Below are 15449 nucleotides of genomic sequence, written 5' to 3'. Positions count from 1 at the left end.
CGCCGCTACTCGTATTTCGAGACGAGCTCCCGCTTGAGGACTTTTCCGCTGGGCCCCGTCGGAAGTGCATCGGTGAACTCGACTCGGCGGGGGTATTTATATGCGGCGAGACGCTCTTTGCTCCATGCGATGAGCTCCTCAGGTGATCCCGGGGTTACGTCCTCCGGCCGGGCGGGTACGACAATCGCCCAGACCTCCTCGCCGAGCACGGAATGCGGAACTCCGATGACCGCCACCTGCGCCACGGCCGGATGCCCGGCGAGGACCTCCTCAATCTCCCGCGGATAGACGTTGTAGCCGCCCCGCAGAATCAGGTCCTTCTTCCGGCCGACGACCGACAGATAGCCGTCGCCGTCGAGCCGGCCGAGGTCGCCGGTGCGGAACCAGCCGTCGAGCAGAACCTCGGCGGTGAGATCGGGACGGCCGAGATACCCGGCCATGAGGGTCGGGGCGCTCACCACGATCTCGCCCATCTCTCCGGCGGGCAGGAGGTCGATCCGGTCGGCGTTCGGCCGGGCGATGCCGACCGCGATGCCGTTGATCGGCACTCCGACCGTTCCGGCGCGGAAAGGCACGCCGGGATGGTGATAGGCGACGCTGCACGAGGTCTCGGTCGCCCCGTAGCCCTCGTACACCGGACACCCGAACGTGGTCCGGACGTCGTCGAGGGTCTTTGCCGGCAACGCCGATCCCCCGCTGTACATGCGGTCGAGCCGGGGAACCGGCTCGCCCCGGGCCACCGCGTCGAGCAATTTGGAATACATCGTCGGCACGCCCATGAACACCGTGCATCGGTGTGTTCTCATCCGCGCGAGGGCTTCCCGCCCAGAGAACCTCGACATCAGAACAATGGATATGCCGGCGCGGAAGCCGGTCAGCATGCCGCAGATCTGGCCGAAGCTGTGCGCCAGCGGCAGACAGCCGAGCAGTACGTCGTCGCTCCGGAACGCGTACGGCGTGTCGACCATCCGGTCGACGTTGTACAGGATGTTGCGGTGGGTCAGCATCACGCCTTTCGGCTCACCCGTCGTGCCGGAGGTGTAGAACACGACCGCGACGTCGTCGGCTTCCGGCATCGCGGAATCGTCGATCGGCGCCGCGTCCTGCGCCGCGTTCTCCGGGCCGACGTTGAGCAGCACCGTGCCGAGCCGCTCCGCCGCCTCTTTGGCCTGAACCAGCAATGAGTCCGCGCACACCAGAAAGCGGGCGCCGGCATCGGTCAGCACGTGACCGACCTCCGACGCGGTCGCCATGGCACTCAGCGGGACCGCGACCGCGCCGGCCGCCAGCACGCCGAAGTACACGACGGGAAACTGCGGGGTGTCGGCCAGGAGCATGGCGACCCGGTCCCCCGGCCGTACCCCGTTGGCTCGCAGCACGGAGGCGTAGCGACGGGCCTGGTCCCACAGCCACCCGTACGTGAATTCCCCGGACTCGAAGATCACGGCGGGGTGGTCGGGTCGCCGCGCCGCCGCGTCGGCCAGCACCGCGGCAACTGACCTGGTCATGCGTCTTGCGCGGCGGTGCGGACGGGCCGGTTCCGGGCGCTCGCGGCCGGGATGTTCAGTTCCTTCCAGATGCCGTGCAGGGCGTGGGCGAAGTTCTCGACGTCCTTCTGCTCGTGCACGGCGGACGGAGCGATCCGCAGGATTTCCTCGCCGGCGGGCACGCTGGGGGAATTGATGGACTGGACGTAGATCCCGTGCCGCTCGAACAGCAGCCGGGACGCCCGCTTGCACAGGTCGTCGTCGCCGACGAAGGCCGAGACGATGTGCGAGTCCGTCGAGAGGAACGGGATGTCGGCGGCGAGCAGCAGGCTGTGCAGAAGCCGCGCGTTCTCGGCGAGAAGCTTCCGCTCGACGTCGGAGGAGCGCAGGTGCCGGACCGACGCCAGCGAGCCGGCCGCGATCGCCGGCGGCAGCGAGGTGGTGAAGACGAACGAGCGCGAGTAGGTCCGCACCGCGTCCACGAGGACCGCCGGCCCCGCGATGTAGCCGCCGACCGTCCCGAAGCCCTTCGCGAGGGTGCCCATCACAACCGTGAACCGGTCGGCGATGCCTTCCCGCGCGGCGATGCCGGCGCCCTGCGGGCCGTATATGCCGACCGCGTGAACCTCGTCGATGAAGGTCGTGGCGCCGTACTTGTCCGCGATGTCGGCGATCGCGGCGAGCGGCGCGATGTTGCCCGACATGGAATAGACCGTCTCCGCGACGATGAGCTTCGGGCGGTCGGCGGGAGCGGCCGCGATCAGCTCCTCCAGGTGGGCGACGTCGTTGTGCCGGAAGACGTGCTTCTTCGCGCCGCTGTGCCGGAGACCGTCGATGATCGAGGCGTGGTTCTTCGCGTCGGAGAAGACCAGGGTGTCCTTCGGCGTACCTGCCAGCACGGTGAGGGATCCCTCGTTGGCCGTGTATCCCGAGGTGAACAGGAGAGCGGCTTCCTTGCCGTGCACGTCTGCGAGCTCATTTTCGAGAAGGACGTGGTAGTGGTTCGTCCCGCCGATGTTCCGGGAACCGCCCGAGCCCACGCCATGGGTATGGATCGCGGCTTGCATGGCCGCGATGACCTGAAGGTTCTGGCCCATACCCAGATAGTCGTTGCTGCACCAGACGCTGACTTCCGAATCCACCCCGTCGCGCCGCGCGGTGGCCAGGGGGTAATCGCCGGAACGACGGCCGATCTCGAGGAACTCGCGCTTGCTCCCCGCAAGATCGTCGGCGGTTTTCCCATTCAAATACGATGCCAGGTGAACGTTCATCGAATCGCCTTCTCGACGTAGCGGCCGGGTCGGTGGCTAGGCATACTGCGATCGCAGCAGCACCTTGTCGGGCTTGCCGTTGTTGTTCATCGGCAGGGCACTCAGGACGTGCATCTTCTCGGGCACATGAATCGGGGACAGCGCCTCGGCGATTCCCGCGCGGATCTTCTCCACGTCGACCACCTCGGCCGGATCGCATTCGATGGCGGCGTGGATGTGGTCGCTGCCGTCCTCGTCCCGCACGCCGTACACGGCGGCGTGCCGGACGCCGGGGTGGGCGAGGATCTCCGCCTCGAGAACGATCGGATGAACCTTGACGCCGCCGACCTTGATGACGTCGGCCACCCGGCCCAGCAGCGTCAGATATCCGCGCTCGTCGAGACGGCCGATGTCTCCGGTGTAGTACCAGCCGTCCCGGAGAACGCGCGCGGTCAGTCCCGGTTCGCGGTTGTAACCGTCCATCGTCTGCGGCGTGCGGACGCGAACCTCACCGATCTCCCCCACCGCCAGCCGCGCACCCGAATCCGAGTGGCAGACGACGACGTCCACCTCGGGGAAGGGCCGCCCGACGGTGGCCGCGAGCTCCGGGTCGCCATGCTCCGGCGGCGTCAGGGTCGTGATGCGACCGCACTCGGTCGCGGCATACCCCTGCGCCATGACCGGGCCGAAGAGCCGGAAGGCCTGCGCGATGCGGGCGGGTGCCGCAGGGCTGCCGCCGTAGACGATCCGCTTCAGCGCGGACAAGCCCGCGGCTCGCACGGCGTCGCTGTCGCCGATTCCGCGCTCGAGCAGGTGGTCGAGAATCTGGAACACGTGGTTCGTCGCCAGGAACGTCCACGAGATCTCCTGCCCGGCGGAGACGGTGTCCACGAACTTCCCGGCGTCGAACGTCTCGTGGAGATACATCGCCCCGCCTAGGGCGAACACCGCGTCCGCCATCGGGGCGACGCCGTGACTCAGCGGGGTCGAGATCAGGATCGACGCACAGCCGGCCTCGGAGCCGAGGTCCATCCAGGCCCGTACGGTGGCTTCCCACGCGTGGCCCGCCAACCGGATGCCCTTGGGCCGTCCCGTGCTGCCGCTCGTGTAGCCGATGAACGCCAGCGCGTCCGGATCCCAGGACACGACGTCCGCGGTGTCGACCCGGCCGGCCTCCGGACCAGGTCGCGTCACCGGGATGCCGCTGGCCTCGGCGAGCTCCGTCGCCCGCTCCGAACCTTCGGCATCGGCGTAGATGGTCACGGCTTCGGTGTCATGCAGGATCTGGATCTGGTGGTCCAGTGGAAGGAGCGTCGCCCTGGTCCCGGGGTTGGTCGTTCGCAGATAGCACACGGCGCCGCCGAGCAGTTGCGTCGCGTACCGCGCGGTGAGCATCTCGGGGCTGTTGGAGGCGACGAGAATCGCCACCACATCGCCCTTGCCCACCCCGCGATCGCGCAGCGCGACGAACGCGTCGGTCACCGACCGGATCAGGTCGCCGCCGGAGAAGGCCCGGCCCCGCCAATGAACGGCGTCTCGATCCGGCGCGGCCGCGAGCAGGGAGAGGATCTCCGAGACGTAACTCTTACTCGCACTCCACCAGTGTTCGGGCACGCTCATCGGACCTTCCTTTGCTGTCGCCGGCAATAGGTATTCAACTACTCAATCTTCGGCAGATCATTGACCTGATCGATAGATCGTTCGAGTGGCTACAACGGCCGCTCGATCGGGGTAGCCGTTCGGTGCACCCGCCGTACGGCTGGGAAGTGAATCACCATTGCGCGAGGCCACAATCGAGCCCGGACCGCAAGGCGATGAGACTCTTGTCTCCGCAGAAAGCGCCACCGGGCGACCAGGAAAAACCGCCCCTATGCTGGCCACCGGAACACCTATGACCCGATACCGATACAAGGATTCGCGAATGCGTCGGAAACCTGCTCTGGACAACGGCACGGCCGCCGCCGCGATTGCCGAGGAACAGGAGTTTCTCGACCAGGCCACGGCCCGGCGCGACACGCTCGCCGACCATCTGCAGGCCGAGCTCTCGGCGGAAGCCCTGGACGCGTTGGAGCGGGCGCGGCTGCGCATGCTCCGCCAGCAGTACGAGGAGCTGCGCCGGGCAACCGAAGGGCTGGTCTTCGGCCGTCTCGACGGCCTCGACGGCACCGTACGGCACATCGGCCGGGTCGGTCTCCGCGACGACGACGAGGACGGCGAGCCGCTGCTGGTGGACTGGCGCGCTCCCGCGGCCCGGCCGTTCTACACCGCGACCGCCGTCGACCCCCAAGGTCTGGCCCGGCGCCGGCACATCCGCACAACGGGATCGGCCGTCGTCGGCGTGGACGACGAGCCGCTCGACGGGACCATCACGACGGATCTCGTCGGCGAAGGTGCCCTCCTGGCCGCCCTGGACCAGCGGCGCACCGGCCGCATGTCCACGGCGATCTCCACGCTGCAACGCGAACAGGACGACATCATCCGGGCCGAGGCGACCGGCCCGCTGATCGTTCAGGGCGGTCCCGGCACCGGCAAGACCGTGGTGGCCCTGCACCGCGTCGCCTACCTGCTCTTCGCCCACCAGACGATGGCCGAGCAGGCGGTCCTGGTCCTCGGCCCCTCCCCGCGGTTCCTCGATTACATCGGCCAGGTGCTGCCCGCGCTCGGCGAGACCGCGGTCGTCGCGGCGACCTGCGACACCCTGCTGCCCGGGATCAGCGTGGGCCGCGACGAGAGCCGGACGCTCGCCGAGATCAAGGGCCGCGCCCTCTGGCAACCGGCACTCGACAACTACGTCACGTCGCTGCTCCCCCGGCTCCGAGACCTCAAGCTGCGCTGGGAGGGCGAGTTCTACGTCATCCCCGCCGCGACGGTGTCACAGGCGCTCGCCGCGGTGCGAGGACGGCCGTACCACCAGGCCCGCAGGGCGTTCGCCGAGCAGCTGCACCACATCCTGGCCGAAGCCGTCATAGATCAGCGCGAGGCGCTGATGAACGAGATGGAGGAGGGCTTCGAGGACATCCTCGCCCGCGTCGACCGGAGCATGCATTACGACCCCGGGGCCCCCGCCGGCAGCGACGTCGACGGACTGCTCTCCGAGCAAGAAGTCGAGGACCTTCGCCAGCGCATCTCGGAGAACGTGGCCATCGCCCGGTTCGTCGAGACCTGGTGGCCGACCCTCGACGCCGAGACCCTGCTGAGCGACCTCCTGACCGACGGTGACCTGCTGGCCCGTTTCGCCCCGCAGCTGTCCGTGGAAGAGATCGCCGCCATCGCGGCCGAGCCCGCACCGTGGGCGTCGAGCGACATCCCCCTGCTCGACGCCGTCGCCGACCTACTCGGCGACATCGACGCCCCGCAACAACAGGGCGAGTTCGTGGCCGACCACGCCCGCCGGCAGCGTGGCTGGGTGTACGGCCACATCACCGTCGACGAGGCGCAAGAGCTGTCCGAGATGCAGTGGCACATGGTCGTACGGCGTTGTCCCAGCCGCTCCATCACCGCGGTCGGCGACATCGACCAGGCGGAGGCGGCGCACCGGCACACCAGCTGGGCCCAGGCGGTGCAAGCCGTTCTCGGGGACCGCTGGACCTCCGCGGAACTGACCATCTGCTATCGGACGCCGCGCGAGGTCATGGAGCTCACCGAACCCGTCCTGCGGCAAGCCTGCAGCCACAACGCGCCGCCACGGGCCGTACGTGCCTCCGGCATCTCTCCCTGGGTGCGCACGGTCACGCCCGCCGAACTCGGCGACGTCGCCGCCGAAGCCGTACGCCACCTGCGCGAACGGTGGCACGGCGGCACGGTCGGCGTCATCGCCCCGGCCGACCGCATCGCCGAACTCCAGGCCGTGCTGGACGACGACGTGCCGGTGCTGTCCGCAGCCCAGTCCAAGGGCCTCGAATGGGACGCGACCCTCCTCGTCGACCCCAACGGCATCACCACCGAACCACGCGGCTGGAACGGCCTCTACGTCGCACTCACCCGCTGCACCCAAGAACTCGGACAGCTGGTGATCGCGCAGTCGGTGCGCCGATCAGCTCGGTGAAGCGGAGCCGGTAGATCGCGGGCATCGGCATGCGCCGGGCAGCCCGAGCCTGTGGAATGCCGCGCTTCGGACCGCGTTCGACTCAGATGACGTGGCGGCAAGCCCGGCACCGGCCTGGGCGTCCGATCAGTGCGCCTGACCCTCGGCCGGCTTCGCACCGCGCTCAACGTCGCGGTACGCCGCCAGCTCGTGGTGCGCAACGTCGCGGCGTTCGTGACCATCCCCCGGACCGCAGCCAAGGCCGCCCTCGAAGCACAGGCCGCCCGCAAGCCGTGGACTCAGGAAGAGGTGAAGACCTTCCTGACCGGCATCACGGACGAACGCCTGTACGCCGTCTGCCTGCTGTCGCTGATGGGCCTGCGACCCGCCGAGGTGTGCGGGCTGCGCTGGTCCGACATCGACTTCGAGGCCGGCACGATCGCGGCCGGCGACAACACTCGGACACTCGTCGACGGTGAGATTGAGGAGAAGGAGGCCAAGTCGGCGGCGGGCAGACATGGCCTGCCGATGCCGGCCACGGTGATGAAGGCGTTGAAGGCCTTCCACACCAGGCAGAAGAAGGAGCGCCTCCAGGCCTGCGACGCCTACATTGCCAGCGGCTACGTCCTGGTCGACGAACTCGGCCGACCGCAGCGCACCGACTGGCTGCGCCGCCGGGTGTACGAGCTGATGGCGAAACTGGGGATGCGCAAGGTTCGGCCGTACGACGCCCGGCATGCCTGCCTGACGTACCTCGCCGGGGTCGGCGTCCCCGACGTCGTGCTCGCAGCCTGGGCCGGCCACGCGGATGGCGGCACGCTAGCCAAGCGGGTCTACGTCCACCCCGACAGCAGCCACCTCAAAGTGGCCGCCGACCACCTCGAGACAGGGCTGTTCGGGTGACGCCAGGACCACAGATTGAAACAGCACGAGCGTACGTGATTAATTGTGAGACGGAACAGCGAAAGAGCCCTGATCCACGTAGGTAAATCAAGGCTCTGACCTGCTGAAACTCTGTCGGGACGGCCGGATTCGAACCGACGACCCCTTGCCCCCCCCGGACGATCCGCCACACGTCCACGCACGTCACGCACGCAATGCCCATGATCAGGCCGTGTAGTCGGCGGCACGCACTCTGCACGAAGCACTGCGGGTGCCCGAGGACAGCCGCAGGCCGACAGAGCAGCTTGCCGGTCCACGTGACCTCGACGACTTGGAGACGAACACCTTCAGGCGGCAGCCCGTGAGCGATCCTCTTGTGCATTGGATGCGGACTGGGGCCGAGCACGCCGTTCGACCCCTGCCTGCCGTTCCTCTACTGTCCGGGCGTGGCCGGATTGGGTAGGGACGACGCAGCGATAGACCTGCCCTCCGAACGCCTGGTGTGGTTGCTGGATGTGGACGGAGTCATCAACGCGAACCGGCCAGGCTGGAGCGGGCCACCCAGGAGAAGCCAGGTCTGGTCGGAAACCGACCAGGTGTCATACGCCGTCCGTTGGGCGCCAGGCCTGCTCGACCGGATCCGGCCCCTCCATGAATCCGGTGCCGTGGCCGTCCGTTGGTGCACCACATGGTGCCCGGATGCGCACCGGCTTGAGTACCTGTGGCGCCTACCCCCGCTGGTTCGGGCGATCACGGCTGAGCCGATGCCAAGGGGTCCTGCTTGTTGGCCGCTTAAGCTTGCTGCGGCGCGCGCGGTGCTCGCCGAAGGCCGCAGACTTGTCTGGACCGATGACGAGGCACTGCCCCCGCCAGGCCCCCTACGTGATGGGTTGACTGCCAGTGGGCGAGCACTTCTGATCACGCCCAAGTCAAACCGTGGCTTGCAACCCGAGGACCTGGACCGGATCGAGGCATTCATTGCTACCTCTCAAACATGACCCCGTCACCTGGCCACACCCATGCCGCGCACCGTCAGGTCAGAAGATCGTTTTTAGTTGTCGCGATCTGTCCGGAACGCCTGGCCAGCGGTGGTGTCGTGGTGCCCGATCCTGACCTTTGCTGCCCGTCCGAGACACCGGCTACCAGCACATCGCTGGCACGGCGCCGACGGGTCCGCGGTTGTCCGGCGGCGTGCGGCTTACCGCCCACGGCCTTTGGGCCGGGGCGGCTTGGCGTGTCGCCGGCTCTCCGCGCGCCTTGGACTCGTTACCCGATGGCAAGCCGCGAAGCGGCGTGGCAGCCGATCGCCCTGCCCTCGGCGACACTGACCACCCTCGCGATCGTCTCGGCACCCTCCCGCCGGCCTCAAGGGCGCCCTCAGGGTCACAGGGCTGACTACCCTGACCGCCGTGACGACCATCGAGCAGCTTGATCGGGACGTATGGCCGGACCCCGGCCCGGACGACACCACCCTCGTCCGACGCTGCACCGAGCTACGACGCAAGCCGGTAGCAGAATTCACGGTCGAAGACCTGCGCATCATGCTCGGTCAGCAAATCGGGGTGTCGGCCTTGCTGCCTCTTGCGGTACGAGTCTTACTCCGAGATCCCTTGGCCGAGGGCGACTACTATCCGGGCGACCTGCTCCGCAACGTGCTGCGGCTACCGGACTCGGCGTGGTCGACTCTTGGAGCCGAACGGAAGCGCCTGGCGTCGACTCTGGCTGAACTCGTTGCCAGCCCCCCATTCTCCGACCCTGACCTCAGACCGCGTGACCCGAACCGCCAGCTGCGCGACGCCATGGCGCGCTTCCTTGGTCAATGAGAACCGCAGGCGATCCCTCAGGCCGGCGGTGCCTGGTGCAGAGACCGAACTTCTAGCTCTTACACCTGGGCATGCCGGCCGGCCCAGCCGATGCTGGCCGGAGGCCGCCAGCAGGCCGAGTGCGGCGGGCGGGCCGCGCTGGCGCGGCCCCTTGATGCAGACAGCGAACGACTCGGCAAGCATTCCGGCTGGACGCTTGAGACTTGACCAGCGGTCAAGAAGCGCCAGTCGCCGACAACTTGACTGATCTTGGTCCCCAGAACGGCGAAACGGCCGGAGGCCGCCCGCAGGGCGAGGCCGCAAGCGCGGAAGGGCAAGCCGCGGAGCCGGCCCCTGCCTTACAAAGATCAAGACGGCTGTCTGCCTAGGTCGGTGACTGGCGCTGAGCTGCTCGCCGTGTCGCCTGCCATCGGCCCGTGGTCAACGCCGATGGGTCGTCGAACGCACCCTCGGCTGGCTCATGCACCACCGCCGACTCGTCCGCGACTACGAAGCCCGACCCGACAACTCCGCCAGCATGATCACCATCGCCATGATCGACAACCTTGCCAAACGCCTCACCACCGAAACCACGCCAACCTGGCGATACCGCTAAACCCACGGTTCTGGAGACCGCGTTGAACGAGGAGATGACCGAGCACCTCGGCTACGAGAAGCACGACCCAGCCGGTGCCGGCGCGAGCAACATTCGTAACGGCACTCGCTCGAAGACGGTACTGACCGAGGCCAACGGGGCGGTGCAGATCGACGTGCCGCGAGACCGGGCTGGCACGTTCACCCCGCGGATCGTCCGCAAGCGGCAGCGGCGCCTGTCCGGGGTCGACGAGGTGGTGTTGTCGTTGTACGCCAAGGGTTTGACGACCGGGGAAATCTCGGCGCACTTCGCCGAGATCTACGGCGCCTCGGTCAGCAAGGAGACGATCTCCCGGATCACCGACAAGGTCATCGAGGAGATGACCGACTGGTCCCATCGGCCCCTCGATGAGATCTACGCGGCGGTGTTCATCGACGCCATCGTGGTCAAGGTCCGTGACAGGCAGGTCGCGAACCGGCCGTTCTACGCCGCGATCGGGGTCACCCTCGACGGCGGCTGAGCCAAACAAGCTGCATCGCGGATCCGCGTAGCGGGCCCACCTCGTTGGCCGAACCGGCGTCATTCGTGGGCGCTGCGCCCCGCATCGCTGTCTGCGATGGCGTCAACGATCGCTGCGAAGGCGACGGCGTGACCGCGCGCATTGGCGTGGATGCGATCCTGGGCGAAGATCCCTGGATCGGCCGCGAGCGGGTGATGATGGGAGTCGACGTGGATGCCCCCCAGGTCGCGAGTGAGTGTCGCCGTGATGCGGTCCAGCTCGTCGAAGCGACGCGCCATGCCCCCAGCATGCTCGGGCGGGATGAGGCCGGACCGGGCCAGGTCGAAGAGCCCCACGGTCAGGACGGTGGCGCCGGCCTCAGCAACGGGTCGAAGCAGGTCAGCAAGCTCAGCGTGCAGACGGCCGGAGTCGTACTCCCGGAACGCGTCGTTGCCCCCTGCGGTCGCCAGTACGGCGTCAGGACGAAAGGCAAGCACGTCATCCAGTTGCTGCTCACGTATCTCGGCGATCGTCAGGTACGGCACCGCGACGTTGACAGCGGCGAGCCGGGGACGCGTCGCGCTCAGCGCCTCGGTCAGCCGGTCGGCGAAGCTGCGGTCCCGATAGCCCTCCAGCGGGTCCCGGATCCCGGCAGCGACGCTGTCGCCGAGGACCGCGAACCTTTGCCACGGAAGGTGGCCCAGCCGAGTGGCGGCAGTGTCGGGGGCGATGCAGTACGGGTCGACGGCTTCGGCGGCATACTGCTCCAAGGCGCTCATCGGTTACCGGTCCGAGCAGCGGAGACCGAGGCTGTCCCGACCGTGGCAATGGAATACGGGGCGCGGAGCAGGACGCCGCCGACCGCGGCCAGCAGAGTCACGCCGGTGATGAGCCAGTAGACGATTACGAACGGACGCTCGAGCGTCGTTGGGATGACCACCGCCAACAGCACGGCCGCCACGGCGATGCCGAGCGCACCGCCGCACTGACGCGCGGCCATCAGCAGGCCGGTAGCGGCGGCGAAGTGCTGCATGGGAGCCGAGACGGCGCCCGCCGAGGAGATGCCCACGGTCAAGAGACCGACACCGACGCCCATCAGGCAGCCGAGGGGTAGCCAGATCAACAGAAATTGCGGCGTCGCGGAGATCGTTGCCGCCAGCAGGGCGGTCGACGCAGCCAGCGGAAGTGCACCTGCGACGATCATGGATCGCGGCGAGAAGGCGACCGGCAGTCTCCCGACCCCGATGCCAACGACGGCGGTGACCAGCGCTGCCGGCGTCATCGCCAGGCCCGCCTCGAGTGCGCTGTAGCCCCACCCCTGTACGAGGAACAGCACTCCTGTGAACATGCTGGAGAACAACCCCGCCCCGTAGGCAGCTGAGATGCCGCTCACCATCGCAAACGGGCTGCCCCAGAGGAGGTCGAGGCGCAGCGCGGGCCGGTCGTGCCGAGCAGATCTTAGGGTCGCCGCCGCAATCGCGATCACAGCGACACCGAGAGCAGTCGCCGGCCGGGTGGCTGTCCAGCCGCGGTCCGGGCCCTCGGTCAGCGCGTAGATGACCGAACCGATCCCGACCGCGAGTAACAGGGCCCCGAGCAGGTCGGGCAGCTTTCCGGACCGGGTTTCGTTAGCCAGCATTGGACGTGCGGCGATCAACACCCACAGGCCGATCGGAACGTTGAGGCAGAACAGCACCCGCCAGTCCAGGGTTTGAACGACGACCCCGCCAAGGGCCGGCCCGGCCGCCGCGGCCAAAGCGCCGGCGGCGCTCCAAAGGCCGATCGCGGCGCGACGGCGTTCCGCAGGGATCTCGGCGAGCACCAGTGCCAGGGACGCCGGGACCATCACGGCAGCCCCCACCCCCTGCAGGCCACGTGCCGCCAACAGCAGGCCAAAGGATGGTGCGAGGGCGATGACCAGCGAGCTGGCGGTGAAGACAGCCACACCCCACATGAAGAGCCGACAGCGCCCCGCGGCGTCCGCGAGCACGCCAGCCGGAGCGAGAAATGCCGCGAACGGGATCACGTACGCCGTCGCAATCCACGCCACTGTGGTCAGGCTGACGTTGAACTCGGCCGCGACGGGCGGCACGGCCAAGTTCGTAACGGTGGAATCAAGGAAGCTCAAGAAGGTTGCAGACGAGGCGACGAGAAGCGCGCGTCGGGCATTGCCAGCGGTCATGCGTCATATTTAAGCGAACGATCGTTCGTGTGTCAATTACGCGTGGTCGTTCGCTACCCCCTTTCCCGCGCGCGGCCTTTGCGCTTCACCCGATGGTGGGCGAAGAGCGACGCATGCGTGCTCGTCACGAGTCGTCCCAGTCCCACCCAGGTCAGTGCCGTCTATGACGTGCGACCCGGCCCCGGGGTCGCGACACCGCAAGCGCCGCTCATCGCGACGCCACGGTCCGAACCGACCCGATCTGGGGCCACCAGGATCCGCAGCCGACCTACGGGGCCCGATGGGCCGGGCGGCCACGCATCCGAGCGACGCCCTCAGTCAGGAGTCCGCTGGTGACACGCCGAGGATCCGACGCATGCCTGCTAGCGCGCGATCGGCAGCCCGACCGTCACCGTGCAACAGTCGGGCCGGCGTGACGAATGCTGCGAGCGAATCGAGCGCGAAGATCGTCGCTTCGACATCGGTGTCTATCGGCAGATCCCCCAACTGCACAGCCCTGTCGAGGTCTGCTCGCAGTGTGTCTCGCCAGAGCTGTCGGCCTTCGGCGAGTCGCTCGTGCACAGACCCCGTTCGGCCGTCGTAGTCATAGGTGACCTGAGTTAACAGGCACCCACCGGGGTAGCCGGGCTTGCCTGCGTACTCGACCCATGCCTCACAGGCGGCCAGGAGGCGGGGCAGGCCTGCGGGGAAGTGCTCCACACGAGCCCAGACCCTGGTCCGGAAGTCGGCGAAGACGAGCTCGACGGTCTCCAGTTGCAGGGTCTCCTTGTTGCGGAACTGCCCGATGACCCCGGACTTGCTCATCCCGACCGTGTCCGCAAGCCGGCCGATGGTCACACTGTCCAGACCTTCGACCGATGCGAGATCGGCGGCTGCCCTGAGCACGTTCTGCCGGGTCTCGATCGCCGCCTGCGCAGATGCACGTCCAGCCATGACGTCCATCATAGCGGACGATCGATCGGTAACAGCGATGACGTGTTCGATCGTGGGAGTGGCACCGAGACAGTGCGGAGCGCCCGCGTCGTCCGGCTGTCAGCGTGATTCCCCGTCCTCGCGGCAGAACAGGTAACCGCCGTCGTGGTACAGGACGCCGGCATCGGCCTTCTCCACGGCCTGGCGCTCCTCGTGGGCGCGCAGCTCCGCTACCAGGGCCGGCCCGAGCGCTACCGCCCGCTTGCTCTTGCCCTTTGGCGCCTTCTCCACCACCCCGTTGCTGGTTGTGGTGCGCTGCCAGTGCAGCAGCAGCACGCCGCGGTCGAGCTCGACGCGCGGCCACTTGAGACCGGCCAGCTCCCCTCGCCTGGTCCCGACGACGATCGCCAGCACCCACGCGGCACGCAGCCGGTGATCGGCGTGGTACTTGAGGAACTTCGCCGACTGCGCCGGCGTCCAGACACCCTTGCGTCCCATCGTCTCCCGCTCGGCCTGCCGGGGCTGACGCACGCCCTCGACGTTGACCCCGAGGTCGCCCATCGCCTTCATCAGGATGCGGTGGACGATGCGGACGGTGGTCGGCGACAGCGGCCCGCCGTTCTTGCCGCCACTCTTCAGGAGCTTCTTGTAGAGGTCGTGGATGACCCGCTTGTCGAGGGCGTAGAGCTGCCGCCCGCCGATGTCCGGGACCAGGTAACAGCGGATGACGTCCCGGTAGTTGCTGAGGGTCGTCTCCTGGACGTCCAACTCGCGCTCGTTGAGCCAGCTCTCCAACTCCGCGGCGACGCTGCCGTCGGCGCCGAGGTCCGCACGGCCGTAGGCGGCGCGCGCCTGATCCTCCGCCTTCAGGGCAGCGGTCTGGTTGGGGAACCCCTGCCGCTTGTGCTGGCGGCGGCGCCCGTTGGCGTCGGGCGGGAGGTCGATGATGAAGTACCAGCGGGTCTGGCCGTTGGCGAGGCGGTAGTTGTAGACAGCCATGAGGCTGCACCTCCGCAGTAACGGGATCGGGGGGCACAGCCCACGCTAAGCGATCTCCGTTACTGCCAGCGTTACCGCAAGCTCACAGACGATCTCCTATATCCGCTGGTGAATACCAGTCGGGACGGCCGGATTCGAACCGACGACCCCTTGACCCCCAGGACGATCCGCCACACGTCCACGCACGTCACACACGCTATGCCCATGATCAAGCCGTGCACCTGACCGCGCATCGTCCACCATCGCGCACCACGTGTGGTCCCCACGTGGTCCCCGAGTTCGCTGCCCGAGGCGGCCTGAGGTAGAACAGCCCTATGACGTCGAACCGGATGCTGACGGCGCAGCGCCTGACGGAGCTATGGGAGCAGCGCTGGCCAGAGTCTCCGCCGTTCGCGCACCTGCTTCGGAGTCACTATCCAAACCAATGGATCAGGTTCCACAGCCTTCCAGGATCAAAGCGCTACGCAGGCGATGAGGCTGAATACGAGATTCTGCTCCACCGGCATTACACGGTGCTAACGCAACTCGATCCGAGCGCCGACATTGTCGTCATTACAAGCGAGTGGACAGAGAGCGCGGCAACCACGCCCCAAAGGTGGCCGAGGCGTTCAGAGATCGCGCCAGAGGCATGGCACTGGCGGACGTTACTTGAGAATCCCGACGAGGACGCCGAGTACCACAGCTATACCCAGCTCTACGCCGAGGCGATCCCCTGGCGAGCTGGCGCGATGGACATCCTGTTGAGAGCTGTCGCCGACGACGAGCTGGCAAACGTGATTCTCGCGCCGATCGATCTCCGCTGGCTGTACCACCCCTA

Annotated in this window: 11 protein-coding genes and 2 pseudogenes; 6 read left to right on the top strand and 7 right to left on the bottom strand. The window is 67.8% G+C overall.

Annotated features, from left to right (window positions below):
• Positions 1 to 5: 5 nt before the first annotated feature.
• Genes SNR22_RS08950 through SNR22_RS08940 form a run of 3 tightly spaced genes read right to left on the bottom strand, consistent with a single transcriptional unit; the run spans position 6 to position 4357 of the window.
• Positions 6 to 1487: a long-chain fatty acid--CoA ligase gene (locus SNR22_RS08950; protein ID WP_320066035.1), complete on the bottom strand. Its 1482-nt coding sequence runs from the start codon at positions 1485 to 1487 to the stop codon at positions 6 to 8.
• Between the two features lie 17 nt (positions 1488 to 1504).
• Positions 1505 to 2758: a 5-aminolevulinate synthase gene (gene hemA / locus SNR22_RS08945; RefSeq protein WP_320066034.1), complete on the bottom strand. Its 1254-nt coding sequence runs from the start codon at positions 2756 to 2758 to the stop codon at positions 1505 to 1507.
• A gap of 36 nt (positions 2759 to 2794) precedes the next feature.
• A complete protein-coding gene (locus SNR22_RS08940) occupies positions 2795 to 4357 on the bottom strand; it encodes a long-chain fatty acid--CoA ligase (protein WP_320066033.1) in 1563 nt (520 codons plus the stop codon).
• Between the two features lie 301 nt (positions 4358 to 4658).
• Here SNR22_RS08940 and SNR22_RS08935 point away from each other — a divergent pair, with 301 nt between their 5' ends.
• From SNR22_RS08935 to SNR22_RS08915, 5 genes and pseudogenes are all read left to right on the top strand, one after another.
• Complete coding sequence (locus SNR22_RS08935) at positions 4659 to 6782, top strand: HelD family protein (protein WP_320066032.1); 2124 nt, start codon at positions 4659 to 4661, stop codon at positions 6780 to 6782.
• Positions 6783 to 6911: 129 nt separating this feature from the next.
• Positions 6912 to 7664: a site-specific integrase gene (locus SNR22_RS08930; RefSeq protein ID WP_320066031.1), complete on the top strand. Its 753-nt coding sequence runs from the start codon at positions 6912 to 6914 to the stop codon at positions 7662 to 7664.
• Positions 7665 to 9052: 1388 nt separating this feature from the next.
• Positions 9053 to 9466, top strand: a complete 414-nt coding sequence (locus SNR22_RS08925) for a contact-dependent growth inhibition system immunity protein (RefSeq protein ID WP_320066030.1) — start codon at positions 9053 to 9055, stop codon at positions 9464 to 9466.
• Positions 9467 to 9887: 421 nt separating this feature from the next.
• Positions 9888 to 10061: pseudogene (locus SNR22_RS08920) on the top strand (IS5/IS1182 family transposase); the annotation flags it as partial.
• Positions 10062 to 10065: 4 nt separating this feature from the next.
• A pseudogene (locus tag SNR22_RS08915) lies at positions 10066 to 10554 on the top strand (transposase); the annotation flags it as partial.
• 65 nt (positions 10555 to 10619) lie between these two features.
• Here the strand turns inward: SNR22_RS08915 and SNR22_RS08910 are convergent.
• The 4 genes from SNR22_RS08910 to SNR22_RS08895 form a co-directional block, all read right to left on the bottom strand.
• Positions 10620 to 11318, bottom strand: coding sequence for an SGNH/GDSL hydrolase family protein (locus SNR22_RS08910; protein ID WP_320066029.1), 699 nt, complete (start codon positions 11316 to 11318; stop codon positions 10620 to 10622).
• Positions 11315 to 12721 (bottom strand): MFS transporter, encoded by a 1407-nt coding sequence (locus SNR22_RS08905; protein ID WP_320066028.1) that lies wholly within the window; start codon positions 12719 to 12721, stop codon positions 11315 to 11317. The genes SNR22_RS08910 and SNR22_RS08905 overlap by 4 nt, the downstream gene beginning before the upstream one ends.
• Before the next feature lie 318 nt (positions 12722 to 13039).
• On the bottom strand, positions 13040 to 13654 hold the full coding sequence (locus SNR22_RS08900; RefSeq protein WP_320066027.1) for a TetR/AcrR family transcriptional regulator: 615 nt from the start codon (positions 13652 to 13654) through the stop codon (positions 13040 to 13042).
• Positions 13655 to 13753: 99 nt separating this feature from the next.
• A complete protein-coding gene (locus SNR22_RS08895; RefSeq protein WP_320066026.1) occupies positions 13754 to 14632 on the bottom strand; it encodes an Arm DNA-binding domain-containing protein in 879 nt (292 codons plus the stop codon).
• 314 nt (positions 14633 to 14946) lie between these two features.
• Between SNR22_RS08895 and SNR22_RS08890 the strand changes: the two genes are divergently transcribed.
• On the top strand, positions 14947 to 15449 hold a 503-nt coding region (locus SNR22_RS08890), incomplete at its 3' end, for a hypothetical protein (protein WP_320066025.1).

This window comes from Micromonospora sp. RTGN7, assembly GCF_033804645.1.
In the GTDB taxonomy this organism is placed as follows: Bacteria; Actinomycetota; Actinomycetes; order Mycobacteriales; family Micromonosporaceae; genus Micromonospora.
The sequence above is the reverse complement of the archived record's forward strand: the minus strand, read 5'-3'. Positions and strand labels throughout refer to the sequence as shown.